Source organism: Kiritimatiellia bacterium, assembly GCA_018001225.1.
Lineage (GTDB): Bacteria > Verrucomicrobiota > Kiritimatiellia > CAIQIC01 > JAGNIJ01 > JAGNIJ01.
Genome location: JAGNIJ010000016.1, coordinates 42,872 through 68,956, shown reverse-complemented (window position 1 = coordinate 68,956; position 26,085 = coordinate 42,872). Strand labels below are relative to the sequence as shown.

At 68.7% G+C, this 26,085-nt stretch carries 17 protein-coding genes and 2 tRNA genes; 13 read left to right on the top strand and 6 right to left on the bottom strand.

What is annotated here, in order from left to right; translation table 11 throughout:
• The first annotated feature begins 14 nt into the window (after window positions 1-14).
• Complete coding sequence (locus KA248_07255) at window positions 15-1,469, top strand: anion permease (GenBank protein ID MBP7829698.1); 1,455 nt, start codon at window positions 15-17, stop codon at window positions 1,467-1,469.
• A gap of 86 nt (window positions 1,470-1,555) precedes the next feature.
• Here the strand turns inward: KA248_07255 and KA248_07250 are convergent, their stop codons facing one another.
• Both KA248_07250 and KA248_07245 read right to left on the bottom strand, forming a co-directional pair.
• The gene (locus tag KA248_07250) at window positions 1,556-2,215 is read right to left on the bottom strand and encodes a class I SAM-dependent methyltransferase (protein ID MBP7829697.1); all 660 of its coding nucleotides are present in this window, start codon (window positions 2,213-2,215) and stop codon (window positions 1,556-1,558) included.
• A 2-nt stretch (window positions 2,216-2,217) separates the two neighbouring features.
• Window positions 2,218-2,634, bottom strand: coding sequence for a hypothetical protein (locus tag KA248_07245; protein MBP7829696.1), 417 nt, complete (start codon window positions 2,632-2,634; stop codon window positions 2,218-2,220).
• A 162-nt stretch (window positions 2,635-2,796) separates the two neighbouring features.
• Between KA248_07245 and KA248_07240 the strand changes: the two genes are divergently transcribed.
• Window positions 2,797-3,978, top strand: a complete 1,182-nt coding sequence (locus tag KA248_07240) for a formylglycine-generating enzyme family protein (GenBank protein MBP7829695.1) — start codon at window positions 2,797-2,799, stop codon at window positions 3,976-3,978.
• Between the two features lie 220 nt (window positions 3,979-4,198).
• Window positions 4,199-4,282 (top strand) — tRNA-Tyr (locus KA248_07235).
• A gap of 15 nt (window positions 4,283-4,297) precedes the next feature.
• On the opposite strand, the gene glgB is transcribed toward KA248_07235, so the two are convergent.
• Window positions 4,298-6,499 (bottom strand): 1,4-alpha-glucan branching protein GlgB, encoded by a 2,202-nt coding sequence (glgB, locus tag KA248_07230; protein ID MBP7829694.1) that lies wholly within the window; start codon window positions 6,497-6,499, stop codon window positions 4,298-4,300.
• A gap of 242 nt (window positions 6,500-6,741) precedes the next feature.
• On the opposite strand from glgB, the gene KA248_07225 reads away from it, so the two are divergent.
• The 3 genes from KA248_07225 (at window position 6,742) to KA248_07215 (ending at window position 8,217) form a co-directional block, all read left to right on the top strand.
• Window positions 6,742-7,131: a DUF721 domain-containing protein gene (locus KA248_07225; protein MBP7829693.1), complete on the top strand. Its 390-nt coding sequence runs from the start codon at window positions 6,742-6,744 to the stop codon at window positions 7,129-7,131.
• A gap of 75 nt (window positions 7,132-7,206) precedes the next feature.
• Window positions 7,207-7,283 (top strand) — tRNA-Arg (locus KA248_07220).
• 19 nt (window positions 7,284-7,302) lie between these two features.
• Entirely contained in the window at window positions 7,303-8,217 is a 915-nt protein-coding gene (locus KA248_07215; GenBank protein MBP7829692.1) for a cation diffusion facilitator family transporter, read from the top strand.
• Window positions 8,218-8,337: 120 nt separating this feature from the next.
• On the opposite strand, the gene KA248_07210 is transcribed toward KA248_07215, so the two are convergent.
• From KA248_07210 to KA248_07200, 3 genes are all read right to left on the bottom strand, one after another.
• Window positions 8,338-8,661, bottom strand: a complete 324-nt coding sequence (locus tag KA248_07210) for a hypothetical protein (protein MBP7829691.1) — start codon at window positions 8,659-8,661, stop codon at window positions 8,338-8,340.
• A 16-nt stretch (window positions 8,662-8,677) separates the two neighbouring features.
• Window positions 8,678-9,757 (bottom strand): SGNH/GDSL hydrolase family protein, encoded by a 1,080-nt coding sequence (locus KA248_07205; GenBank protein ID MBP7829690.1) that lies wholly within the window; start codon window positions 9,755-9,757, stop codon window positions 8,678-8,680.
• Between the two features lie 258 nt (window positions 9,758-10,015).
• Complete coding sequence (locus tag KA248_07200) at window positions 10,016-17,347, bottom strand: SBBP repeat-containing protein (protein MBP7829689.1); 7,332 nt, start codon at window positions 17,345-17,347, stop codon at window positions 10,016-10,018.
• 479 nt (window positions 17,348-17,826) lie between these two features.
• Here KA248_07200 and KA248_07195 point away from each other — a divergent pair, with 479 nt between their 5' ends.
• The 7 genes from KA248_07195 (at window position 17,827) to ilvE (ending at window position 26,085) form a co-directional block, all read left to right on the top strand.
• Window positions 17,827-18,777: a tetratricopeptide repeat protein gene (locus tag KA248_07195; GenBank protein MBP7829688.1), complete on the top strand. Its 951-nt coding sequence runs from the start codon at window positions 17,827-17,829 to the stop codon at window positions 18,775-18,777.
• A 229-nt stretch (window positions 18,778-19,006) separates the two neighbouring features.
• The gene (locus KA248_07190) at window positions 19,007-20,119 is read left to right on the top strand and encodes a hypothetical protein (GenBank protein ID MBP7829687.1); all 1,113 of its coding nucleotides are present in this window, start codon (window positions 19,007-19,009) and stop codon (window positions 20,117-20,119) included.
• A gap of 70 nt (window positions 20,120-20,189) precedes the next feature.
• Window positions 20,190-21,671 carry a hypothetical protein gene (locus KA248_07185; GenBank protein MBP7829686.1) on the top strand — a complete coding sequence of 494 codons (1,482 nt, stop codon included), beginning with the start codon at window positions 20,190-20,192 and terminating at the stop codon, window positions 21,669-21,671.
• 72 nt (window positions 21,672-21,743) lie between these two features.
• On the top strand, window positions 21,744-23,186 hold the full coding sequence (gene lysS, locus KA248_07180; GenBank protein MBP7829685.1) for a lysine--tRNA ligase: 1,443 nt from the start codon (window positions 21,744-21,746) through the stop codon (window positions 23,184-23,186).
• A gap of 66 nt (window positions 23,187-23,252) precedes the next feature.
• Window positions 23,253-24,479, top strand: a complete 1,227-nt coding sequence (locus KA248_07175) for an FtsX-like permease family protein (protein ID MBP7829684.1) — start codon at window positions 23,253-23,255, stop codon at window positions 24,477-24,479.
• Window positions 24,472-25,170, top strand: coding sequence for an ABC transporter ATP-binding protein (locus KA248_07170; GenBank protein ID MBP7829683.1), 699 nt, complete (start codon window positions 24,472-24,474; stop codon window positions 25,168-25,170). The genes KA248_07175 and KA248_07170 overlap by 8 nt, the downstream gene beginning before the upstream one ends.
• A gap of 45 nt (window positions 25,171-25,215) precedes the next feature.
• Complete coding sequence (ilvE, locus tag KA248_07165) at window positions 25,216-26,085, top strand: branched-chain-amino-acid transaminase (protein ID MBP7829682.1); 870 nt, start codon at window positions 25,216-25,218, stop codon at window positions 26,083-26,085.

Here is a 26,085-nt window from a genome sequence, read left to right as displayed (position 1 = left end):
CGGGTCCGTGTAAAATGCATGCCGAGGAAGGACAGGTCGTACTGGGATCCGCCGCCCTGGCGCGACGGCTCGCGCTGCTGGTGGGGATCAGCGCCGGCGCCGGCCTGCTGGGCCGCTGGGCGGGGCTGGAACTCCACCAGTGCATCGCGGGGAGCGTCTTCCTGGCGACGATCCTCGGGACGCTGCTGTTCTGGCACCTGCGCCTCTCCATCGCCTTCCTCGGCGTGTCCGTCCTGATCCTGACCCGTTCGTTCGACATCCCGACCTTCGTCGAGTCCACCTCGCTGCCCGTGATCCTGTTCCTCGCCGGCATGATGATCGTCGTCGGCGCCCTGCGGGACCTCGGGTTCTTCACGTGGGTCGTGCAGGCGATCATCTCCATGCCGGGCATGACCGGCCGCCGGTTCATCGCCGTCACCGCCGTGGCCAGCGCGCTGCTCGCCTGCCTCGTGGACGAGGTGACCTCGATGATCTTCATCAGCGTGCTGATCTTCCAGGTCTGCGACCGGCTCAAGCTCAACCCCGCCCCGTACCTGATCATTTGCGTTCTCTGCACCAACGTCGGCAGCGCGGGCACGATGATGGGCAACCCCGTGGGCATCTACATCGGCACGCAGGCCGGCCTGACCTTCACGGACTTCATGGTCTGGGCCTTCCCCATCATGCTGCTGGCCCTCGCGGCCACCGTGGTGGTGACCCTGCTCTGGTACCGCGCCGACCTGCGCGAGTTCGACCGCCGGCTCGCGGAGCGGATGGAGCGGAACTTGAGCCTCGCGCCCCGCCTGGAGGTGCCCTACAAGCGGAGCCTGGCCCTGCTGATCGGGACCTTCACGCTGATTGCCCTGCACCACCAGATCGAGCACGTCCTGAAGCTGGACAAGAACAGCGTACTGCTGATCGCCCCGCTCATCTGCGCCGGGATCACCATGATCGCCCGCCCGGCCCGCGCGCGCCACTACGTGGAGCGCGAGATCGACTGGTGGACGCTGATGTTCTTCATGCTGCTCTTCGCGGTGGCCGGCACCCTCGAGCACGTCGGGCTCACCGCGCGCATGGCGGACGCGTTCACCGCGCGCTTCGGGCACGAGCCGGCGGGGCTGATCCCGGTGATCCTGGCCACGACGGCCGTGGGCTCGGCCTTCGTGGACAACGTGGTCTTCGTGGCGGCCTTCTCGCCCGTGATCCGGGGCCTCTCGGAAAGTATGTTCGCCATGCCGCTGTGGTGGGCCCTGCTTTTCGGCGCGTGCTTCGGCGGCAACATCACCATGATCGGCAGCACGGCGAACATCGTCGCGCTGGGCCTGCTGGAGAAGCACAGCCACGTCCGCATCCGCTTCCTGCAATGGCTCAAGGTCGGTTTCGTCAGCGCGCTCGTCGCCTGCCTGGTGGCCTGGGGCCTCCTGCGCGTGTTGAGCCCGGCCATGGAGCGCTACGCCGCGCGCCGGGCCGCGGCCGCGGCCCGGCCCTGACGGGAGAGATCGCCCCCTGCCGGCTTGCCCGGCAGGGGCGGGAGGCACGGGAACGCCGCGCCGGGCCAGGCGTTCCTGCACCTTGTTCACCGGCGAGACAAGCTCGCCGGGGTTCGACACCCGGCGCGCCGGCGGATGACCGCGATGCCCCAGTCCGGGCCCTCGGTGCAGTGCTTGGCTTTTTCGAACAGCTTCTCGTCGATGGCCTCGAAGACGGCCACCGGGCCGGGGTGGACGTTGGTGTCGTGCATGACCACCACGCCGTCCGGCGAAAGCCGTTCCACGTAGCGCCAGTCGGCCAGGCACTGGTTCACGGAGTGCCAGCCGTCGATGAAGAGGAAGTCGATGCTGTCCAGGCCCAGCCGGTCCAGCAGGGCGTAGGCCCGGGCCCGGTCTGCCGAATCCATCTGGAGCGTGTACACGCGCGCGCCGGCATCGGCCAGGTGGCTCTTGTCCTCGATGTCGATGCCGATGAACGCGCAGTCCGCGGGCTTGTGCCGGAGCAGGATTCCCGTCGAGGATTCCGGCAGCGGGTTGCGCTGGACCCCGATTTCCACGATGCAGCGCGGGCGCGGCACGCTCAACAGCGCCTCCCGGAGCACGGCCTGGTTGGCGGGCGAGAACTCGCGCGGAACGTGGCGGTGGAACTCGGCGTAGAAATCCGTGTGGTCGTCGCGCCCGGGCTCGAGGCTGGGCCGGTACTTCAGGCCGTAGACGGGCTCCGGCCGCTCGTGGATGGTGTACATGTTCAGTTCTCCAGGGTCGGTGTTTCAGCGTCCAGTCTGCGCCGGCCGAACAGGGAGACCGCCAGCGCGAGTCCCAGCCCGCCGTGCAGCACGGCCGCGGCCCGGGCCGGGATGCCCCCGTCGTTCAGCGCGGGGGCGGCCCACGCCAGCGCGGCGCATGCCGCGAGGTTATAGGCCAGCAGGATCCGGGCGATGACTCGGCTCACCCGTTCCAGGGGGTGCCGCCGCGCGCGCCAGCCGGCGAGCCCCAGGGCCAGCAGGGTGGCTCCCGCGAGGCGGCCGGCGGCATGGCCGTCGGGGGAAAGCCGGAGCAGGCCGTACGCCACCGCCGCGGGGGCGGCCAGCAGCGTCAGGCCCGTCGCGATTTCCAGCAGGCCGCAGGCGCCCAGCCAGCGGGCCAGCCAAACCGGCTTGTTCATGGCAGGGACCTCATGTCCGCCGGATGGTCCACGGTTCGGGCCGGCCTGTCAATGCGCGGCGGGTGTGACACAGCCATTCGAATTATGACAGAATCCCGTTCTCCATTTGATTTACGGCGTTCGCGCGAACGTGTATGGATGTGACCATTGAGGAGGCCATTCATGAGGAAACTTGGAATTCTGATTTGGCTGGCGGCGGCATGGCCCGCCGGCGCGCAGGAGGCGGTGATCGAGTCGTTCGATTCGAGCGGAAAGGTCACCTTCAACGAAATGTCCAACGCCGTGGGGTACCGGGTGGAATGGGCCGCCGGGCTGAACGGGGCCTGGACCAACTTCGCGACGGCCGCCGCGGCCCTGGACCGTATCCCGGCGGCCGGCTCCGGCATGGTGACGGCCCTGGTGCCGATGGCCTACCGGGTGGTGGCGGTGACCAATTGGTCGGAATACATGGTGATCGATATTTCGGGTGAGACCAACGCGCCGAGCTACCCGGTGACCTATCTCTCCGCCGCGCCGCCGGGCGGGTGGACGTACGAACACAAGACCACCAAGCTGGTCCTGCGGAGGATTACGCAGGGCGCCTTCACGATGGGCAGCCCCGAGTCTGAACTGGGGCGGGGCTTCGACGAAGACCAGCACCCGGTGACGCTGACGAAAGACTTCTACATCGGGGTCTTCGAGGTCACGCAGATGCAGTGGTACTACGTGATGAGGAATTGGCCGGGCTGGTTCATCACGGACCGCTACGAGCGTCCCGTGGAGAGGGTGAGTTACTACGAGATCCGGGAGAACCCGAACAACAGCGATGATGGGGCCGTGGATTGGCCGAACAACAGCGCCGTGAACGCGAACTCCTTCGTCGGGAAGCTGCGGGCGAAGACGGGCCTGGCGACGCTGGACCTTCCCACCGAGGCGCAGTGGGAATACGCGTGCCGGGCGGGAACCTCGTCAGCGCTGAATAGCGGTCTGAATCTGACGAGTCAGCAATCGTGCACGAACGTGGCGGCGGTGGGGCGGTACTGGTACAACGGGGGGTCGGAGTGGGGGTCCAGCCAGGACGGGGACGCCAGCGTGGGCACGGCGATCGCGGGATCGTACCAGCCCAACGCCTGGGGTTTGTACGATATGCACGGGAACGTGTTGGAGTTGTGCCTGGACTGGCATGCGGCGTATTCCGGCTCGGCGACCAATCCGCCGGGCGCGGTTTCGGGGTCGCACCGCGTGAGGCGGGGCGGGGCTTGGATCGAGCCCGCCGCCGAATGCCGTTCCGCGAACCGGAGCACCCTGTATCCCTACCAGCAAGCCTACGACACCGGCTTCCGCCTCGCCATCACCCTGCCATGATGTAGGAGTTTGCGACCATGCTTGGGTTGCGGGCGATGGCCCGCCTCGGAACACGCGGCCCCGATGATCCCTCGCCGCGAGCGTCGGGGCCTGCTTCCTCGTCAAGCCGGCATTGAAGTTTCTGGTTCTTGCGGGGCTTGCCTGCGCCCGGACCGGGCGGACGACAGAATTGGTCTTGAATTCCGGCGGCTCTTCGGCTTCTATCCGTCAGGTTTCCACCGGTGGGGTACCGAAGTGGCCAAACGGAGCAGACTGTAAATCTGCCGGCTCTACGCCTTCGAAGGTTCGAATCCTTCCCCCACCACTCCCGCCGAACGCCCTACGAAATCAGCCGCAACCAGACCGCGCCCAGGGGCGGGAGGGTCAGCGGGACGGACCACGGCCGGCCCATCCACGGGATCTCGTCCGTGTTGAGGGTGTGCACGTTGACGACGTGGCTGCCGCCGAAGCAGTCCGCGTCGGTGTTGAGCACTTCCTCGTACACGCCGGGCAGGGGAACGCCCACCCGGTACCCCTGGCGCGGCACGGGGGTGAAGTTGAAGATGCAGACCAGGATGTCGCGCGGATCCTTGCCGCGCCGGAAGAACGAAACGATGCTCTGCTCCCAGTCGTGGAAGTCGATCCACTCGAAGCCCTCCCACGAGAAGTCCACCTGGTGCAGCGCGCCGAAGTCGCGATAGAGCTTGTTCAGCGTGCCGACGAAGGTCTGGAGCTTGCGGTGCGAATCGTACTCGCAGAGGTGCCAGTCGAGGCTGTCCGCGTGGTTCCACTCGCGCCACTGGCCGAACTCGCCGCCCATGAAGAGCAGCTTCTTGCCGGGGTGCGCATGCATGTAGGCGTAGAGCAGGCGCAGGTTGGCGAACTTCTGCCACAGGTCGCCGGGCATCTTGTCGAGCATCGCCCGCTTCCCGTGCACGACCTCGTCGTGGGAGAAGGGGAGAATAAAGTTCTCGGTGAAGGCGTAGAGCAGCGAGAAGGTGATGTCGTTGTGGTGGTACTTGCGGTGGACGGGCTCCTTGGTGATGTACTCGAGCATGTCGTGCATCCAGCCCATGTTCCACTTGAAGTCGAAACCCAGGCCGCCGAGGTAGGTCGGGCGGGAGACCATGGGCCACGCGGTGGATTCCTCGGCGAAGGTCAGGAAGCCGGGGAACTCCGCGTGGATGACCTCGTTGAACTTCTTGAGGAAGTCCACGGCCTCGAGGTTCTCGCGGCCGCCGAACTGGTTCGGGATCCACTCGCCCTCCTTGCGGGAGTAGTCGAGGTAGAGCATGCTCGCGACGGCGTCCACGCGCAGCCCGTCGATATGGTAGACGTCGGCCCAGTACAGGGCGTTGGCGAGCAGGAAGGTGCGGACCTCGTTGCGGCCGTAGTTGAAGATCAGCGTGCCCCAGTCGCGGTGCTCGCCCTTGCGCGGGTCGGCGTGCTCGTAGAGGTGCGAGCCGTCGAAGAAGGCCAGGCCGTGCCCGTCCTTGGGGAAGTGCGCGGGCACCCAGTCGAGGAGCACGCCGATCCCCTCCTGGTGGCAGCGGTCCACGAAGTACATGAAGTCGTCCGGGTTGCCGAACCGCGAGGTCGGGGCGTAGTAGCCGATGGTCTGGTAGCCCCACGAGCCGTCGAACGGGTGCTCGGAGATCGGCAGCATCTCGATGTGCGTGTAGCCGAGGCCCTTGACGTACGGGATGAGCTGGTCGGCCATCTCGCGGTAGGTCAGCATCCGGTGGCCCTCCTCCGGCACGCGCTTCCAGGAGCCCGGGTGCAGTTCGTAGACGCTGATCGGCGACTCGTGCCAGTTCGCGCGCCGGCGGCGCTCCAGCCACTCGGCGTCTTTCCACTCGTGCCGGTGGAGGTTCCAGACGACCGACGCGGAACGCGGGCGCAGCTCGGAGAAGAACGCGTACGGGTCGGCCTTCTGCGCGAGAAAGCCATGGTGCCCCTTGATCTCGAACTTGTAGAGGTCGCCCGGCTGCAGCGCGGGCAGGAAGATCTCCCAGAGGCCGGAGCTCCCGCGGTGCTGCATCGGGTGGTGGCGGCCGTCCCAGCGGTTGAACCAGCCGATCACGCTGACGCGGACCGCGTTGGGCGCCCAGACCGCGAAGTGGACGCCCTCGACGCCGTCGATCGTCATCGGGTGCGCGCCCATCTTCTCGTAGGTCCGGAAGTGCGTGCCCTCGCCGAAGAGGTACAGGTCGAAGTCGGTGATCTGGAGCGGGAAGCGGTAGGGGTCCTCGAGCTCCCACTGGTGCCCGTCGTAGCCCGTCATGCGCAGCCGGTAGGCGAACGGGGCGCGGTCCGGGAAGAACACCTCGAAAAGCCCGTCGTTATGGATGCGCGCCATCTCGTGGGCGGCGCCGCCCTCCTTTTCCAGCAGTTCCACGCGCTGGGCGTACGGCTGGTAGGAGCGCGCGACCGTGCCGGGCATCTCGGCGCCGGTGGCGTGCATGCCGAGCACGTCGTAGGGGGAGCCGTGCGTGCCGTGGACCACGGAGAGAATGGCGGTTTCGTGCAGTATGGGTTTCATGTCGGGTCCCTCACAAGAGTGGCTGCATTGTAGAAAAGAAACGGGAAACTACAAGCCCGCATCTGCGACCCCGGGACTCCGGCTCGCCGCCGCCTGCGAACTCTTCCGCCGGCAGAGCGGCGGAACTACGGGACTGGCGACGACGTTCCGGCCGCCTGTAGCTCCGGCGCTCCGCCGCCGGAGAAGACCGGGCGGTTTCCCCGCTTGCCGCCGCGCGCCCCGTGCGGGACAATGGCCGCGCCATGGCTCGGCGACGGAAGAGCTTCAACCGGGGATCGTGGGAGGTGCAGCGCGAACGCCTGCGCCTGGAGGGCCGCGCGCCGCCGCCGGATTTCGCCGTGGCCTCCCTCTCGGACGTCCTGCCCGGCGTGGTCAAGAAAATGGGCCTCGCCGCGCCGTTCTGGATGGAGAGCCTGCGCCGCGACTGGCCCTCCATCGTCGGGCCCGATGTGGCGAAGCGGTCCCGGCCGGGGCACCTGGACAACAAGACCCTGACCATCTTCGTCAGCCACCCGACGTGGCTCATGGAGCTCAAGCGCATGGAGCGGCAGGTACTCGAACGCGTGAGGGCGGCCTGCGGCGGCGAGACGGTGCGCGCCGTCCGCCTGGCCCTGGATCCCGGGGACCGCTGACCGGGCCGGCCCGGCCCGTTATGATGTTGCCAAAACGGGGCCCGGCGTTTCATTATCCGCCCTGATCGGACCGTGGCCCCGGTAGCTCAGATGGACAGAGCGCTGGATTCCTAATCCGGAGGTCCCGAGTTCAACTCTCGGCCGGGGTGCCAGATCGACAGCAGGACATCTATGAGCACAGCCCATCTGCCTTCCGGCGGCGCCGCGCGCGAGGCCGCCATCCGCACCGGCATGATCACCGGCGGGATCGACACCGTCATCACCCTCGGCGCCATGGTCGCGGCCAACTCGGCCGTGCTGCTGGCCGACTTCTTCAAGACCTTCCTCGAGTTCCTGGCCGTGCTGCTCTCCTGGCTGGCCATCCGCCGGATCAACCGGGGCGGCGGCGCGACCTACGAGTACGGGCTCGGCAAGCTGGAGAACCTCGGCAGCCTGCTCGTCGGCGTGCTGATGACCGTCTGCCTGCTGATCATCACCGGCAACGCCGTGCGGAACATGCTGCACCCGGCGCACATCCGCGGGCTCGGCGTATGGATCAGCATGGGGGCGCAGCTGCTCTATGCCGTGATCAACGGCCGGCTGGGCCTGCGCGGCTGGCGCATGGCGAAGGCGGAGGCGTCCCCCTTGATGGCCTCCCAGGCCCGCCTGCTGTTGACCCGCGCCGTGGCCAACGTCTTCATCCTGTCCTCGCTGGTCTTGAGCGTGGCCTTGAGCCGCTTCCACTGGGCCCAGTACATCGACCCGCTGTCCTCGCTCGTGATCGCGGCCTCCATCCTGATGGCCGCGCTCGGGATCTTCTCCTCGTCCGTGTCCGACCTGCTGGACCGCACGCTCGAGGAGTCCGACCAGCTGGTCATCCTGCGGGAGCTGGCGCGCTACTTCGACGACTACGAGGCGTTGCACGGCATCCGGTCGCGCCGGTCCGGGACGGACGTGTACATCGATATCCTTCTGGAGTTCCACCCGGACCGCAAGATGGGGGATATCCACGAGGTCGCCGAGCAGATGCGGCGCCACATCGAGGAGCAGGTCCGCGGCAGCCGCGTCACCATCGGCCTCGCGCGAGCGGGCACGCCCGCGCCTTAGCACCGGTCCCGATTTAATTACCACAGAGGGCGCAGAGGAACACAGAGGCGGGAAGTCGTCGAGAACCCATCGGTTGTCCTCCGAGCCCTCTGCGACCTCTGTGGTTCAAACCCGTTCGGATTACCGGCCGCGATCGAGTCTGCGCAACTGGTCGCCCAGGTCGTCGAGATCCCGCTCCAGCCGGTCCAGCCGCTTCTCGATGTCCTCGAGCCGGCGCTCGACGGAATTGAACGCCGTCGGCCGCCCGAAGGAATCGCCCAGGCGTTCCTGGATTTCCTTGACGGCCCTGTCCAGGGCCTGGAGTTGTTCGGACAGCTTCTGGCTCAACTGGTCCAGACGCTGCGCCAGCGCGGCCGTCGGATCCGCGGGCGCGGCCTCCTGCGCCGGTGCGGCCAGCGCCAGGGCCGCCAGGACCAATCCCGTGAGCATCCATCGGCTTTTCATGTTTCTTCCTCCCATTTCACTCTTCCTGGGGATCCACCATGACGGAGGGGTCCACGTTGTCCGTCCGCTCCGCCTCGCCCGCCGGGTTCTGCATGCGATCCGCCACGCGTTTCCAGAAGGCGTTCCCGTCGCCCGTCCGGTGCACGGGGAGGTAGCCCGGATCGATCAGCCGGTTGGCCAGCAGGAACTCGAAAATGGACTCCGCCGCGATGCGGTGCCCGATTTCGTTCGGGTGCCCGTCGATGTTCGGAACGGCCTGGAGCCGGTCCGGGTTCTTGCCGCGGAAATCGGGCAGGAGATCAAGAGTATAGGCCTGCTCCTCCGCCAGCGCGGCGCGGATGCGCTCGTGCACGTAATCGAACGGATAGTCGTCCACCCGGCTCAACTCGGGGAAGATCACGGCCACGAACGTGATCCCGCGGGAGCGGCAGCGCGTCTGGAATTCGTGGAGGGCGCGGGTGAACCGCTTCCAGCCGGAATACTCCGGGTCGTACAGTTTTTCGAAGCTCCGCAGGAACGCCGCGTTGCAGCGCCGGTCCTCGGCCTTCCTGTAGATCCAGTTCAGCGCGCGCGAGTGCTTGAGCAGGAAGGCCAGTTTCGGACCGGGCACCCGGGGCATGCGCTCGTCCCGCCAGCGCATGAAGTCCTTGGGCCGCGTCCAGTCCTCCGTGTCGTTGAGGCAGATGCCCAGGATGACGACGTCGGGATCGTACTTGAGCGCCTCCTCCAGAAAATCCAACTGCATGTAGGTGGACGTGCCGCCCTTGGCGTAGACGCGCACCTCGGCCGGCGTCTGGCCCTCGTTCATGTTCAGGAAGCGACCGAGCCGGAAGCCGTAGGTGTCGTCCTTCTGCACGCCCGCGCCGTTGCTGATCGAGTCGCCGATCACCGCGATCCGCAGCACGTTCGTCGCGCCCTGGGCCCAGGGATTCTGCCGCGCGCCGGACGGCCGGTAGCGGAACCGGCTGCGGTCGTAGTTCTTTCCGAGCGAGGGGGCCTGGCCCGCGCCGGCCAGGCGCATGGCGATCTCCAGGATCAGCAGGGGCACGGCAATCCCAGCCATTGTGACGCCGAGCTTCTTCAGGAAGGTTTTCATAGCCGTCCGGGCGCCATACCTACCACTCCGCGGGCCGGCCCACAAGGACAACCGCTCTCACGGCGTAATGCGTCATACCAGGTACGGGCGAGAGGCGGTACGAACGGCGTCGCAGAGCTCCGCCCTCCAGTGGCAGGAATCATGGAGGGGCGAGCTCCTGCGAGCCCGAAATCTACCCGCATTTACCCGGATTTGGTATCAGTCATGTAGGGGCGCCGCTTGTCGGCGCCCGCGGGCGTCGCCAGCGACGCCTCTGCCTCACGGCGCCTGTGCGCCGTGGACCCGGTAGAACCGGGGATTGACGCCGACCGCGGTCGTGTCCGTGTGGATGTTGACCGGGGGAACGGCGGGGAGATTGGTGGCGACCATCGTCCAGGCGCCGCTGACCAGGTTGGTCGCGCGGTCGAGGCGGTACACCCGCTGGGATACGCTCGCCCAGCGCACGAGCCAGCCGTTGGTGGAGTAGGGGGCTGCCTGGGCCATCATGTGCAGGCTGGAGCCGAAATCGGCCGGGTCCGTGCCCGTGGTCTGCTCGTCGCGGTCCGGCAAGCCGTCCCCGTCGCTGTCTTGCGCGGCGCCGGGGCCGAACTTGGTCAGGAACGTCGCGGTCCCGCCGGCGTTGGTTTGGCCGTCGAACGCGCCCGCGGTGAACCCGCAGACGTACACGTTCCCGAACGCATCCGGCGCGACGTCGGACGCCTGGTCCCACGACGCGCTGCCCCAGATCCGGTCCCACCACCGGCTGCCGTCCGGCCCGAACTTGCTGACGCAGGCGTCGAACATATGGCTCGCGTTGGTCTGCCCTCCGAAATCGCCGTGCGTGCGCCCGACGACGTACAGGTTCCCCGCGTTGTCCAGCGCCGCGCCGTACCCGGTTTCCTGCGCGGGCGAGCCCCAGACGCGCGTCCAGCGCCAGTTCCCCGCCGCGTCGAAGGCCATCGCCAGCAGGTCGTCGTTGCCGACCGCCGGCTGGCCGTCCGCCCCGCCGTAGACATAACCCGCCGCGTACGCCATGCCGTCGCCGGACACCGCGATGTCCATCGCCTGGGCCGCCGTCTCCGGCCCCCGGATGCGCGTCCACAGTTTCTGCCCGTCGCCGTCGAACTTGGTGACGCACACGGCGACGATCCCGCTGTTGAGCTGCCCGTCGAACGAACCGTACGTGTACCCGGCGACGTACGCGTGGCCGGAGTCATCCACGCCCACGCCGCCCGCGGTTTCGTTGGCGGAGGAGCCCCAGATCCTGGTCCACTGCCGCGTCCCGCCGGCGTCGTACTTGGACAGGCACAGGTCCGAGCCCCCGGCGTTCGTCTGCCCGTCCCACGCGCCCTCCGTGAGGCCCGCGACGTAGAAGTTTCCCGAGCCGTCCGCCGCCACGTCCGCCCCGGCGTCGAGCGCGGCCGAGCCCCAGATCCGCACCCACTGGACGGTCCCCGTGGCGTTGACGAGCACCAGGCACAGGTCGCCCGCGCCGGAGTTGGTCTGGCCGCCGAACGCGCTGTACGTCGTGCCCGCGACGGCGAACCCGCCCCCGGCCGCGCTGGCCAGGCGCTGGCCGGAATCGTGGCCCGTGCCCCCGAGCAGCCGGACCCACAGGCTGCTTGGATTCGCTCCGTAGGCATTGAGCAGAATGTCCTGCGACCCGAGCGCGGGCGCGCCCTCGACGGATTCATGGCTGTCGCCGGCCAGCACGGGCCGGTTATCCGCGTCCACGGCCAGGCCGTTGGCCTGGAGCCCCCAGGCCGTGTTGGTGGAGGGGCGGATCACGGTCCACTCGCGGATGGGCCCGTCGTGCACGGCGTGCGAGGCCGGGTTGAGCGGGTTCGAGCCGGTGCCGATCTCGTAGCCGTCGGACAGGCCGTCGTCATCGGTGTCCGGATCGTCTGGGTCGGTGCCGGTGACGGTTTCCTCGTACGTGTCGGACAGGCCGTCCTGGTCGTTGTCGGGCTCCTCCAGCCGCACGAGTACGTTGGTCATGTTCGCCGCGGGCCGGAACGGATTGCGCTCGTAGTAGCCCACGGGTTCCCCGTAGTTCCAGAAGCCGTTGTTGTTCACGTCCCGGAACGCGAAGAGCTCGTACCACGTGTCGTTCGGTAGCGCATCGAATTGGAACGGTCCGGGCGTGCCGCGCTCGGCCCAGTCCACCTCGGTGCCGTGCAGGTAGCTCAAGAGCAGCACGCGCACGGCGCCGGTCTGGACGCCCGTGTAGAGGGTCTCGCCCCAGACCGTGGAGAGCGCGCCCGTGTAGGCCCCGCCGTCGAAGCGGGTCAGGCAGATGTCCGCGCCGCCCTGGTTGGTCTGCCCGCCGAACGAGCCCTCGGTCGTGCCGGCCACCCAGACGGTCCCGCCACCGGCGAGCGCGACGCCGGTGGCCTCGTCGGTCTCCTCCGAACCCCACAGCCGGGTCCACTCGGGATAGCCGAACGAATCGAAGCGAGTGAGACACAGGTCGCGGACGCCGAGGAATTCCGCGCCGCGAATCGAACCTTCCGCGTACCCGCAGACCAGGGCGCGCCCGGCCTCGTCCACGGCGACGCCGCTGCCGTGGTCCGCCGCGGTCGAGCCCCAGACGCGCGTCCATTGCGGGGTTCCGTCCGCGTCGAATTTCACGAGACACAAATCGGTTCCGCCCGCGTGCGGTTCCCCGCCGAGCGACCCGTCCGTCGAGCCGGCGACGTAGAGGTTGCCCGACGCATCGGCCGCCACGCCGAAGGCGGCCTCCGACGCGGACGAGCCCCGGCTCTGCGTCCACAGCCGCGTGCCGGCATCGTTCAGCTTGGTCAGCACGATGTCGTACCGGCCGGAGTTCACGACGCCGTCAAAATCGCCTGCGGACGAGCCGGTTACGAATATGTCGCCGTCGCCATCCACGCAAAGCCCGCGGCCCATGTCGTCGTCCGCCGAGCCCCAGAGCCGCGTCCACAGCCGCGTGCCGGACGGGTTGAATTTCGAGAGCAGGAAGTCCGCGCCGCCCTGGTTGGTCTGGCCGTCCAGCGCCCCGAAGGCGAACCCGGCGACGTAGATATTGCTATCCGGCGCGACCGCGACGGCGGCGCCGTAGTCCCACCCGGCGGAACCCCAGACCCGGGTCCACTGCCGCGCGCCCGCGGCGTCGAAACGGGAAAGGAAGAGATCCAGCGACCCGGAGTTCGTCTGCCCGTCGAACGCGCCGTAGGTGTAGCCGGCCACGTACGCGCCGCTGTCGGGCGCGGCCGCGACGGCCTGCCCGTAGTCGTAGGATGCGCCGCCCCAGAGCCGCGTCCACTGCAATACGCCGGCCGCGGAGTACTTGCGCAGGCAGGCGTCGAAAAGCCCTGCGTTGGTCTGCCCGCCGAACTCGCCGTCGCCGTACCCCGTCACGTAGACCGAGCCGTCGCCGGCCGTGCAAAGGCCGCCGGCAAACTCGTCGTCGCCGGACCCGAAGACCAGGTCGCCGCCGGCGGACGAGCCCTCGAAGTACGCGACGGCGCCGCGGTCGGCGGAGAGCATCACCGCGACCGAGCGGTTCGAGCCCTGCGGCACGCCGTCCACCTCCCATCGATCGAACCGCGCCGCGCCCACGTTCGCCGGCGCGGAGAGCGTGACGCGGGTGTTTTCGAGGTACGCCTGCGCGAACGGCGTGGTCCCGGTCACGATGCCCGAGCGCTCGTCCGGCGTGACGATCACCGGCACGCCGGCGTCCGGGTTCACGGACTGCACGTCCAGCGTGAACGTCTCGCCGCGCGTCGAGAGCTTGACGAGCATCAGGTCCGCGCCGCCGTTCAGGGACTGGCCGAACAGCGCGTTGTACGTGGTGCCGACCACGAACAGGTTCTGCGCGCCGTCGGCGGCCGCCTCCATCGCGTAATCGCCGTTCACCCCGCCGAACAGCCGCGTCCACGTCCGCGTCCCCGACGGCGTGAACGCGGACACGGCCGCGTCGTACCAGCCGCTGTTTGGCTGACCGTCCAGGGCGCCGGTCGTGTAGCCGGCCGCGTAGACGTTGCCCTCGCCGTCGAGGCAGACGCCCAGCCCGTAGTCGTTCGTGGGCGAGCCCCAGATCCGCGTCCAGGCGGCCGTCCCGCCTGCATTGAGCTTGGTCATGGCAAAGTCCGCGTAGCCGGCATTCGTCTGGCCGTGAAAGGCGCCCGCGGTGAATCCCAACAGGTAGGTGTTGCCGCGCGTGTCCGACGCGAGGTCCTCGGGGTAGTCGTCCTGCGCCGAGCCCCAGATGCGCGTCCAGAGGCTCGTGCCCGTCGCGGTGGAGAGTCGGGCCGCGAGGAAATCGTTGCCGCCGATGTTGGTCTGCCCGCCCAGCGCACCGGCCGTGAAGCCGCCGAACATCACGCTGCCCGACGGGCCGGGCCCGACGCCGCGCGCATGGTCGTTGCTGGTCGAGCCCCAGATCCGTGTCCAGGCCAGTGTCCCGTCCGCCGAGAATTTCGCGGCGAAGAAATCGGCCCCGCCCGTGTTGGTCTGCCCCTCGAACGCGCCGTACGTGGTCCCCGCCATGTAGACGAAGCCGTCGCTCCCGACATGCACGCCGTTGCCGTAATCGCTGAACGAGGAGCCGAAGAAATGCGTCCACTGGTGTGTGCCCGCGCTGTCGAACTTGGCGATGAACGCGTCCCGGCTGCCCGCGTACGACTCACCATGGAACGCGCCCTCGGCGTAGCCGACGACGTAGAGGTTGGCGTCTCCGTCCAGGCACAGTTCCTCCGGCTCGTCGTGGCCGGCGGACCCGAAGACCCGCGTCCAGACGCCCGAGCCGTCCGGCCCGAACTTGCGGATGAAGATGTCGCTGTCGCCCGCGTTGGTCTGGCCGTCCAGCGGCCCGTAGCCGTAGCCGAGGGTGTATACGCTGCCCTCGGCGTCCGCGCGGACGGCCCGCCCGAACTCGTTGGTCGCCGAGCCCCACAGGATCGCATGGCCCACGGCCGGGCCGTACACCGCGCGCGCGGTCCGGTTGGTGGACAGGATTACGGCGACGCTCCGGTTCGTGTCCGCCGTCGCCTCGTCCAGCAGCCATCGGTAAAAGGCCTGCGCCCCCGCGTTGGACGGCGCGGTCAGGGTGACGCTCGCGCCGTTGGTGTACGTGCGCGTGAAGGCGGTGGTGCCGGTGCTCTCGCCCGAGAGGTCGGCCGGCGCGACGCCGATCACGATGCCCGCGTCCGGGGAGTGGGAGAGCACGGTCAGCGTCCGGCCGGTGGCCGCGCCGTCGCTGACCAGCAGTGTCTGCCCGCCCTTGTACGGAGAGGCCTCGTTGCTCTCGTCCACCTCGCCGCGGCAGTCCACGTCCACCAGGACCCACTGCGTGTACGTGCCCGAGCCGAGGTCGGGCATGGTGAACTCCCACCGGACCGACTGCGCGCCGCCGGGGCCCATGGCGCCGACGAGTTGCTCGCCCGCGCAGAAATCGTCGGTCAGGTCCCAGTCGTTGCCCGGGCTCAAATGGAACGTGGCGTGGCTGGCGCCGGCGGCGCCGGGCCCGGCGTTCGTGATGATGCAGTTGACCCAGAACGCGTCGCCCTCGCGGAGCGCGTTGGTTCGCCACGCGTGGCCGCTCCAGACCAGGTCGGGCAGGGCGCCGGTGACGCTGTAGACCGCCGTGGCGGAATGGGATGCGCCGGTCGCCAGCGCGGCGTTCAGGATGCGCGAGGCACCCTGGTTCGTGCCGTCGAGGAGCCAGTGGCTGAACGGTTTCCCGTCCGCGGTTTCCGGCGCGGTGAGCACGGCCGTCAGGTTGCTGGTGTACGAGCGGCCGAAGGGCGTCACGCCGTCCGCGTTCCCGTTGCGGTCCGCGGGCGCGACCTCGACGGCGACGCCGCCGTCCGGCGTTTGGGAACTCACGGAGAGGGTCGCGGCCAGCCCGTACACCGCCCGCGCGGTCTGGTTGCTGGAGAGCGGGACGGTGAGCAGGACGTTGTACCCGGCGTCGGCCCCGTTGAGCAGCCAGCGGTCGAACGGGTTGCCGTCCGCGAACGCGGGCGCGGTGAGGCTCACGGTCGTATTGGTGGCGTAGCCCCGGGTCACGGTGGTCGGGCCGTCCGCGTCGCCGTTCTTGTCCGGCGGCAGGACGCCGAGGCCCACGTCCACGTCGGGATTAGACGAGAACACGGACAGCACGCGCACCGAGCCGGTGGCGGCAAGGATGGAATAGAAGGGGCTAACGGTCTTGAAGGTGTTGTTTTCGTTCGTCTCCACCACCTCGCTGTCGGAATCCACGTGCACGATTGTCCACACAGCATTCGACAGGAAGGGGAAATGCGGCGCCGTGAAGGTCCACCGGACCCAGGCGCCCGTGTTCGCGGTGAGCGCCGGTATGGGTATCCGGCCCACGAGGAAATCGTCCTGCAAGCTGAAATCGTTGCTGGGCGTGATGTAGAGCCGGGCGTGGCAGGCGCCGGCGGCGCCGGGCCCGTAGTTGGTGATGCTGGCCTCGACCCAGAACGGCTCGCCCGCGTTAATGAGGGTGTTGTCCGCCCGGAAGGAACGGACTGCCAGGTCGGGCAGCAGGTTGGTCGCCGCGCCCCCGCCGCCGAAGACCGCCGTCGCGGTGCGGTTGGTGGACACCGTGACGACCAGCGCGCGGTTCGTGCCCTGGTCCGCGCCGTCGAGGAGCCAGCGGCTGAACGTGTTCGTGCCGGTGGACGCCGCCGCGGTCAGCGTGACGGCCTTGCCCGCGACATACGTGCGCGCGAACGGCGTGCTGCCGTCACCGCTCCCGTCGTTGTCCGCGGGCGACACGGTGACCGCCGCGCCGCTCGACGGGTCCTGCGACTGCACCGTGAGCGTGTAGTAATCGAAATGCGGGATGCTGCCCAGCACCGCGGTGAAGACCGCCTGCGTGGCGGCGGGGTTGACATCGTAGGCCAGCGCCGAGGTGACATCCGACGGGCCGTACTCGGGCGGCGAGGTGGCCGCGATGCGGGGCAGGGTGTTGGTGTCGATGAAGCCGTCGGGCGGAAAATTCGTGCCGCCCTCGTTGCCGATGTGATCGTACAGGTCCGGGAAGCGGGCGGCGTGCCAGCCGGCCCACGTGACGTTGCGCTCGTCCGTCTTCAGGACGCCCTGGCTCAAGCCGACCCGCGTGGCCTGGTCCACGGTGTGCAGTTCGAGGTTTCCGCCGGCGTACGTGCCCACCGGGATGAACACGTCGTCCAGGACCCACCCCACGTCCTCGTCCACGTACGCAAAGCAGCGCAGGTCACCGATACCGCCGGCGCGGGTGAACGTCCACCGCCGGTACAGCGTGGTCTCGCCGGCCGGGATCCAGGCCCGCAGGTCGTACTGGACCGGGCCGAGGGCGCCGGCCAGCGTGCCGGTGCATTGAACCTGGTTGCCGCCGAGGTTCACCGGGGGGGCGTCCGCCGTGAACGCCCAGTCGTTGGTCACGGAAAAGAACGTGGCGAACTCGAAAAGGAAGCTGGCCGGCCCCGTGGCCGTCCCCACCAGGCCGGAGTAGCAGTTGCCGCCCAGCGAAACCCGGACCGCCAGGTAGCCCTCGGCCGAGGGCGGCAGGCCGTTGCTGATCCAGATGTCCTGCGCGCGCGCGCCGGATGCCGCGGCGAAAAGGACGGACGCGATGAGCGATCGGAAGAAACTTTTCATGATCGTCTCCCGGCAACCCGCTCCCCGGAGAACAAGCCGCTCCTTTCGTTTCATCATAGGCTCCGGGCGTCCGCCCCGGCAAGTATGATCAAGGGGAAACTCGGGGATACGTGGGACGCGCCGGGCAATTCGGCCGCGCGCGCTTGACACTGGCAACCGGCTTCCCTAGCGTCAGAAGGGATGCGCACGGCTATTGTTCAAGGCTGCGGCGTGGTGGAGGGGAGGGCTTGCGGCAGGCTGTTCGGCGTGTCGTTGTGCCTGCCGATCCGCGCGGGCCCGGACCGGTCTGGCCGCGCGGCGCGGGGCGCCCTTCCCGGCTTGAGCCCGAAGGCATTGAAGTAGCGATGGATTCCTTCTCGCACAGCGTGTACAGCGCCCGTGAGCGGCCGCCCGCTGGGCCCGGAGATCCGGAGACCTCTGTCTCGCTTGCCTCCGGGGATGACTGGACCGAAGCACGGCGCCGGCGTCGCCGCCAAATCGTGTTCATGACTTTTACGACGATCACGTTGTGGGCGGCGGTCGTGGCGGTCGCGGCGTACTATTCCCTGCGACTGAACGCGACCGGGCGCTCCGATCTTCTGGACCGGCGGACCCTCGATCCGTCCGCCTCGCCCTTGAGGCTGGGGGCGGACCCGCCGCTCCCGGGGCTGGTGGACGAGCTTGAGCCGTCCCCGCCCGAACTAACCAGCCCTGCTTCCATGACCTTCTCGTCCGTCAAGCAGGCGGCCTACCTCCTGGTGAAGGCCGAGGAAGCTGCCCGGCAGGAGCGATACGAGGCCGCGTTGACGAACTTTCAGAGGGTCGTGCAGATGTACCCCGATATTCGCGGCGTACAAGTGAGTATCGCGGCCGCCGCCATGTATCTCAATCAGTTCGAGATCGCCGCGGAGGCCTACGAGAAGGCGGCCCAGGAGGGGCCCATGACCGCGGCCATGGCCAACAGCCTGGGCGTAGCCTGCATGAAGCTGGGAGACCTGGACAGGGCGGAACAGTCCTTCCTGAACGCGTATCGCACCGACCCCGGGCGCGCTACCACCTGTCAGAACCTGGCCACCTTCTACCTGCGGCGCGGCCAGTTGACTAAGGCCGCCGAATACATGGAGCGGCACCTCCTCTCCCGCCCGAACGATGCGATGGCCACCCAGACCTATGCCCTTCTGCTCCTCCGGATGCAGCAATGGGAGCGCGCCGCCGGATTGCTGCTGCAGATCATTCAGAAAGCCCCTGAGGTCGCGCCGTTCTATCTCCAGTTGGCCCAAGCCCAGGCCCATCTCGAACAGCGCGAGGACGCGATCGCGGCGCTGACCAAGGCCACCCGGTTGATGGATCCCCGGCAGGCCCTGGATCGATTGGCGCAGCCCGAATTCGACCTGCTCCGCAACGAGCCGGCCTTCCGCGATCTCTTGAGGGGGCTGGGCGCGAAGGAGTGACAGGCCGGCGCGCGCCAGGGTGCTTCGCGCATGCAATTCGTATGCGGGGGCAAGTCCGTTTCGGACCCGACCCCGCTCTGTTCGGAGCGGCGTCGCCCCCGCCGCACCCTGCGATGTGGGACGCCGGCTTTCGAACCGGAAATCGGAGGCAAGGCCTCGCCATCGGTGAACGCCAGGCCTGCGGCGCGGTCTGTATCCAGAGAGCTGAATACGCTATGCTGATGGGCGGATGAACCCGGTGCGCAAAGGGCTGTTCGGACTGCCGGTGGCGGCGGCGCTGGTCGCCCTGCCGCTGATTGGCGTGCGGCTCAAGGGCTATCCGGTGGCCCGCTATCTCGAGTTTCCACCCCTGACCCGCTATGTCGAGCACGCGGGGTTCTCGTGGCCGGCGTTCGTTGTGCTGGCCCTGCTCGCGCTCGCGCTGTTCGTGCCGATGGTTCGACTGCTGGCCCGCGCCTGGGCCGCCCGCCCGCGCGCGAACCCGGCGCGCCCGTTCCCGGCCTGGGGCTGGTTGGGCGTGGCCTTCACCGCCGGGGCCTGGGTGCTGGCCTGGACCCGCTTCCCGTGGTTCGCCCCGCTGCAGCGGTTCACGTTCACGCCCCTGTGGCTGGGCTACATCGTCGTTGTCAACGCGTTGGTTTGTCGCCGGACGGGCTCGTGCATGATGACCGCCCGGCCGCGTTTTTTCCTCGCGCTCTTTCCCGTCAGCGCGGTGTTCTGGTGGTACTTTGAGTACCTGAACCGCTTCGTGCAGAACTGGTATTACGCGGGGGTTGAGGCCATCTCGCCGCTCCAGTATTTCGTCGAGGCCACGCTCCCGTTCTCCACCGTCCTGCCCGCCGTGCTGGGCACCTACGAGCTGCTCGACTCGGTGTTCGGCGCGCCGGCGGCCGCGAGCCGCCCCGCGCCGGGCCGATCGTGGGTCGCCGTCCTGCTCCTGGCGGTCGCCGCGCTGGGGCTGGCCTTCCTCGCCGTGTGGCCGGACATCCTGTTCCCGCTGCTCTGGGTCTCGCCCCTACTCGTGATTTCCGCCCTGCGGATGCTCGCCGGCCGGCCGTTCCTGGAGCCCGGCCCGGACGGCCGCGTCGCACGCCGCGCCGCGCTGCTGGCGGCCTCCGCGCTCATCTGCGGATTCTTCTGGGAGATGTGGAACTTCCACAGCCTCGCGCGCTGGATCTACGCCGTGCCCTTCGTGAACCGCTTCCATCTTTTCGAGATGCCGCTGCTGGGCTACGCCGGCTATCTCCCCTTCGGCCTCGAGTGCGCCCTGATCGGCGATGTGGTGCGGGGGAGGAAGAGTAGCGCGGCGTCGCCCTCGACGCCAGCGCCGGCATTACGATGAGACTTGGTATGACGGGCCTCGGCTCGAGGGCGAGCCGGGCCTACTCCGGAAGCAGAGACATATGCCGGTCATGAACGAAAAGATTCGACTAACCGCCCGCTTCGCCCGCCGCGTCAACCTTGGCCTGGCGGCGGTCATCAGCCTGTACTTCTTCATCCTCCCGGGCCTGGCCGTCCTTCGGAATCTCGCCGATCCCGCGCTGCGTTCGGACGCCATCCCCCGCGCCGCGTGGCGGCTGTTCCGCGACCTGACGCCCCGCTACGAACGCTGGGCGCGCGGCCGGATCGGCAGCGGCAAGGCCGAGGGTCTGCACCTCAACGAGATCGCCGGCACGGAATGGCCGCTGTTCGGGTCGGTGTTCTACCTCTGGTCCGTCGAATCGCTGCAGGAAGACTGGGCGCGGCCATCGAATCCGGGCGGGCCCGCGCCCCGCGAGTTCGCCCGCGGCGCGATCGAGGCGGCGACGGACCTGGTCCTCGATCCCGGCCACGCGGCCTGGGTCAAGCTCCACTGGGGCGACGATTACCTGCATAGGGAAAACGTGTTCTATCGCATGCTGCTGATCGCCGCGATGACCAGCCATCACCGCCTCACCGGCGACGCCCGCCACCTGCCCATGCTGCGCGACCAGGTGGAGACCCTGTCCACCGAGCTGGACCGCTCGCCGCATGGCATCCTGAACGATTATCCGGGCGAGTGCTATCCGCTCGACGTGCTCATGGCCGTTGCCGCGATCCGCCGGGCGGACGGCGTGCTCGGCACGGACCACTCCGCCTTCGCCGCGCGCTCGCTCCGCGGCTTCGAGGGTACGCTGCTGGACCCGCGAGGCCTGCCGCCCTACGCGGCCGATCCCGTCCGCGGCGTGGTGCACGGCCCCGCGCGCGGCTGCGGCATTTCGTACGCCTTCATGAGCGCGCCCGAGTTGTGGCCGGACGTCGCGCGCGACTGGTACGCGCGCTACGAGCGCTGGTTCTGGCAGGAGAAGTACGGGCTGCGCGGCTTCCGCGAGTTCCCGCGCGACCTCGGCGGCGGGGACTGGTACATGGACGTGGACGCCGGGCCGGTCCTGGGCGGGGTGGGGGTGTCGGCCAGCGCGTTCGGCGTCGCGGCCTCGCGGATCATGGGCCGATTCGACCGCGCCTGGCCGCTGGCGGCGCAGATGACCGTCTTCGGCTGGCCCCTGCCGAACGGCACGTGGCTGACCCCGCGTCTCCTCTCCAACGCGGCGAACGCGCCGCTCCTGGGCGAGGCCTGCCTCCTCTACAACCTCACGCGCCGCGCGGCGCCGGGGATGGAAACCCGGACCGGCGGAGCGCTCCCGCCGATCGTGGTCGTCGCCTCCGCGGTGTACTTCGGGCTGGGGCTCTTGTTCATCGGCGCGGAGGCGAAGGCCCATCGCCGCTGGCGGCGAAAAGGCGCCCCCGTCCGCGCGCCCGCCCTGCAGATCGGAATCTGGGCGGCCTTGATGTTGACGGCTGTGCTCCTCGGCGCGCGCTTCGGCGTCACGGCCGGCGTCGCCGCGCTCTTCCCCGTGCTCCTGTTCCCCCGCTGATGGGCGGCCGCGCCTTCCTTGACTTGCCGGGAGGCGGCTCCTATCCTCTGGGACCGTCGCAGGAGACAAACCATGGACCAGGGGCCGCGCGAGAACGAATTCCGGCAGCAGCGCATCGAGAACATGCGCCGGCTGCAAGCCCTCGGCTACGAGCCGTTCGGCGCGCCCTTCGAGCGCACGGGCCGGCTGGCCGAGGTGCTCGCGGCCTTCGCCGAGCAGAAGCCCGCCCGGGTCGCCGGCCGCATCGTGTCCAAGCGCCAGATGGGCAAGAGCATCTTCGCCCACCTCCAGGACGGCACCGGGCGGCTCCAGGTCTACGTCAAGAAGGACGCCGTCGGCGACCAGGCCTTCGAGGCGTTCGAGCTCCTCGACCTCGGCGACCAGGTCGGCGCCGAAGGGGAACTGTTCGTCACGCGGACCGGCGAGCAGAGCCTGAAGGTCAACGGCTGGACGCTGCTCGCCAAGGCCCTGCTGCCGCTGCCGGAGAAGTGGCACGGCCTGCACGACGTCGAGACGCGCTACCGCTACCGCTACCTCGACCTGATCGCGAACCCCGACGTCCGGACGCTGTTCGACCGCCGGACGCAGGCCATCGCCGCGATCCGGAAGTTCCTCTCGGATCGCGGCTTCCGCGAGGTCGAGACGCCGATGATCCAGGCCATGGCCGGCGGCGCGACGGCCAACCCGTTCAAGACCCACTACCACGCGCTCGGCCACGACATGTTCCTCCGCATCGCGCCGGAACTGTACCTCAAGCGCCTGCTCGTCGGCGGCTACGACAAGGTCTTCGAGCTCAACCGCAACTTCCGCAACGAGGGCCTCGACCGGTCGCACAACCCCGAGTTCACGATGCTGGAACTCTACGAGGCCTACACCGACGTGCGCGGCATGATGCGCCTCGTGCAGGATCTCGTCACCCACGTCGCGCAGACCGTCTTCGGCTCGCTGAAGGTTGGGAGCGCCGAGCACCCGTACGACCTGGCCCTGCCGTGGCCCGAGAAGCCGTACCGCGAGCTGATCCTGGAGAAGGCCGGCGCGGACTGGTTCGAGCTCGACCTGCCCCGGGCGCGCGAGCGGGCGCAGGGGATGGGCCTCGCCGTCGCGCCGGAGTGGACGAAGCTCGACGTGACGCACGAGATCTACGAGAAGCTCGTCGAGAAGACGCTGGCCGGGCCGGTCTTCGTCACGCGGTTCCCGGCGGAGCTGATCCCGCTGGCGAAACCCTGCGCGGACGACCCGTCGGCCGTGGACGTCTTCGAGCTGGTCATGCAGGGCCGCGAGATCGCGCCGGCCTACAGCGAGCTGAACGATCCCCTCGAGCAGCGCCGGCGCCTCGAGGCCCAGGCGAAGGGCGACGACGCCAAGGTGGACCACGACTTCCTGACCGCGCTGGAGCACGGCATGCCCCCGGCCGGCGGCATGGGCATCGGGATCGACCGCCTGTTGATGGTCCTGACCGGCGCCGAGGCGATCCGGGACGTCATCCTCTTCCCGCAGCTGAAACCTAAAACATAAGAAACCGTGGATGGCGCGGATGGGCGCTGATAAAAACAATCATCCGCGTAATCCGCGGTAAAAAAAATGGCGTTACCGTTTTCCCTGTACCTGGCGCTGAAGTACCTGAAGCCGAAGCGGACGTTCCTCTCGGTGGTGACGGTGATCTCCGTGCTCGGTGTGCTGCTCGGGGTCGCGGTGCTGATCATCGTCCTCTCCGTCATGAGCGGTTTCGACGAGATGTGGCGCGAGAAGATCTTGAGCTTCAACGCGCATGTCACGGTCGGCGGCTGGGAGGTCATTGAGAACGAGGACGAGCTGGTCGAGCGAATCCGGAGGATCGAGGGCGTCACCGGCGCGGCGCCGTTCGTGCAGGGCCTGGTCTTTGTCCAGCACAACGACCGCGTCTACACGCCGATGGCCCGGGGCATCGACCCGGAACAGGAGCGGACCGTCAGCCGCATCCCCGACCACATGGTGGACGGGGAGTTCAACGTGGAGGACGAGAACGTCGTCATCGGGCGCGACCTGGCCGGGCAGCTCGGGGTCATCCCCGGCGACCGGCTGCTGGTCTATTCGCCGCAGAACTTCACGGCAGCGGACGAAATCTACCTGCCGGAGGAGTTGACCGTCGCGGGGATCTTCGAGCTGGGCATGTGGGAGTTTGACGTGGGGTTCCTGCTCACCTCGCTGCCCCGGGCGCGCGACCTGTACGGGCTGGAGCAGGGCGTCCACGGGATCCAGGTGATGACCGACGACCCGTACCATGCCGACGTCGTCGCCGCGCGGATCGAGGAGGAGCTCGGCCCCGGGACGCGCGTGACGACCTGGATGGAGCAGAACCACCAGCTCTTCGCCGCGCTGCGCGTGGAAAAGAACATGATGTTCTTCCTGCTGATCTTCATCACCGTCGTCGCCGCGTTCGGCATCACGAACACGCTGATCACCATCACCGTGCAGAAAACGCACGAGATCGGCCTGCTCAAGGCGCTCGGGTTCCCGTCCGGCAGCATCATGCGCGTGTTCATCTGGCAGGGCTGGATCGACGGGCTGATCGGCACCGTCGCGGGTGTCGGGACCGGCCTGCTGGTGCTCCAGTATCGCAACGCGCTGATGCAGTGGCTCAACCGGCGGTTCGGGCTGGAGCTGCTGCCGAAGGAGCTCTACCACTTGAGCGAGATCCCGGCGGTGATCTCGTGGACGGACATCGGCCTGGTCGCCGCGGCCGTGATGGTCATCTGCACGCTGGCGGGCCTGATCCCTGCCTGGCGCGCCGCGAAGCTCGATCCCGTGAGGGCCCTGCGCTATGAATGACCCCGCCTCCCGCGGCCTCTTTTTGAGCGCGCAGGGCCTGCACAAGACCTACCGCGTCGGCGCGACGGAGATCCCCGTCCTGCGCGGCGTCTCGCTCGACGTCCGCGCCGGCGAGTCGGTCGCGGTCACCGGCGCCAGCGGCGCGGGGAAGAGCACGCTGCTGCACCTGCTGGGCGGCCTGGACCGGCCCGACCGGGGCGCGGTGCGGCTGGAGGGGCGGGATCTCTACGCCCTGTCCGAGAACGCGCGCAGCGAGGTCCGGGCGACGCGGATCGGCTTCGTGTTCCAGTCCTATTACCTCCTGCCGGAGCTCGACGTGCTGGAGAACGTGATGCTGCCGGCGATGAGCCGGTTCGGCGCCGCCCGCGCGGCCGGGCGGCTGCGCCGGCGCGCGGCGGAGCTGTTGGACCGCGTCGGGCTCGGCGCCCGCGCGCCGCACCGGCCGGCGGAACTCTCCGGCGGCGAGCAGCAGCGCGCCGCGCTGGCCCGCGCCCTGATGAACGACCCCGACCTCATCCTCGCCGACGAGCCCACGGGCAACCTGGATTCCGAGACGGGGGACCAGGTCCTGGCCCACCTCTTCGGGCTCACCCGCGAGCGCGGCCGCACCCTCGTGCTGGTGACGCACAACGAGGACGTCGCCGGCCGCTGCGGCCGCCGCCTGCGCCTGAAAGATGGATGTTTGGCATAGCCCCGCCGGTGTGCTAGAGTCCCCCGCCATTGGAGAACGGCGGCTATGAAGATCTTTCTGAACGGCAGGCTGGTGGACGAGTCGCGGGCCATGGTGTCGGTGTTCGACCACGGGCTGCTCTACGGCGACGGCGTGTTCGAGGGCATCCGCGCGTACAACGGGCGCGTGTTCAAGCTCGACGAGCACCTCGACCGCCTGTACCGCAGCGCCAAGGCGATCGCGCTGGTCATCCCGATGGCGAAGGACGCCCTGGCGCGCGCCGTGGTGAAGACCTGCAGGGCCAACGGCGTGCGGGACGGCTACATCCGGCTCGTGGTGACCCGCGGCGTGGGCACGCTGGGCCTCAATCCGTTCAACTGCAAGCAGCCGCAGGTGATCATCATCGCGGGCGGGATCCAGCTCTATCCCAAGAAGCTCTACGAAACCGGGCTGTCCATCATCACCGTGGGCACGATGCGCAACCAGGCCGAGGCGGTCAACCCGCGCATCAAGAGCCTGAACTACCTCAACAACGTGCTCGCCAAGATCGAGGCCATGAACGCCGGCGTGATGGAGTGCATCATGCTCAACCCGCAGGGCTACGTGGCCGAGGCGTCCGGCGACAACGTGTTCGCGCTGCGCGGCAAGACGCTGCTCACGCCGCCCCCGTGGTGCGGCTCGCTGGAGGGCATCACCCGCGCCGTGGTCATGGAACTCGCGCCCGAGCACGGGCTGACCGTGAACGAGAACGTGATGACGCGCTACGACCTCTACACCGCCGACGAGGTGTTCCTGACCGGCACCGCCGCGGAGATCATCAGCGTCGTGAACGTGGACCAGCGCGTGATCGGAAACGGCCGGCCGGGACCCGTGACCCGGAAACTGGCGAAGCATTTCCACGCCTACGCCCAGCGGTCGGGAACCCCGATCGCCTGA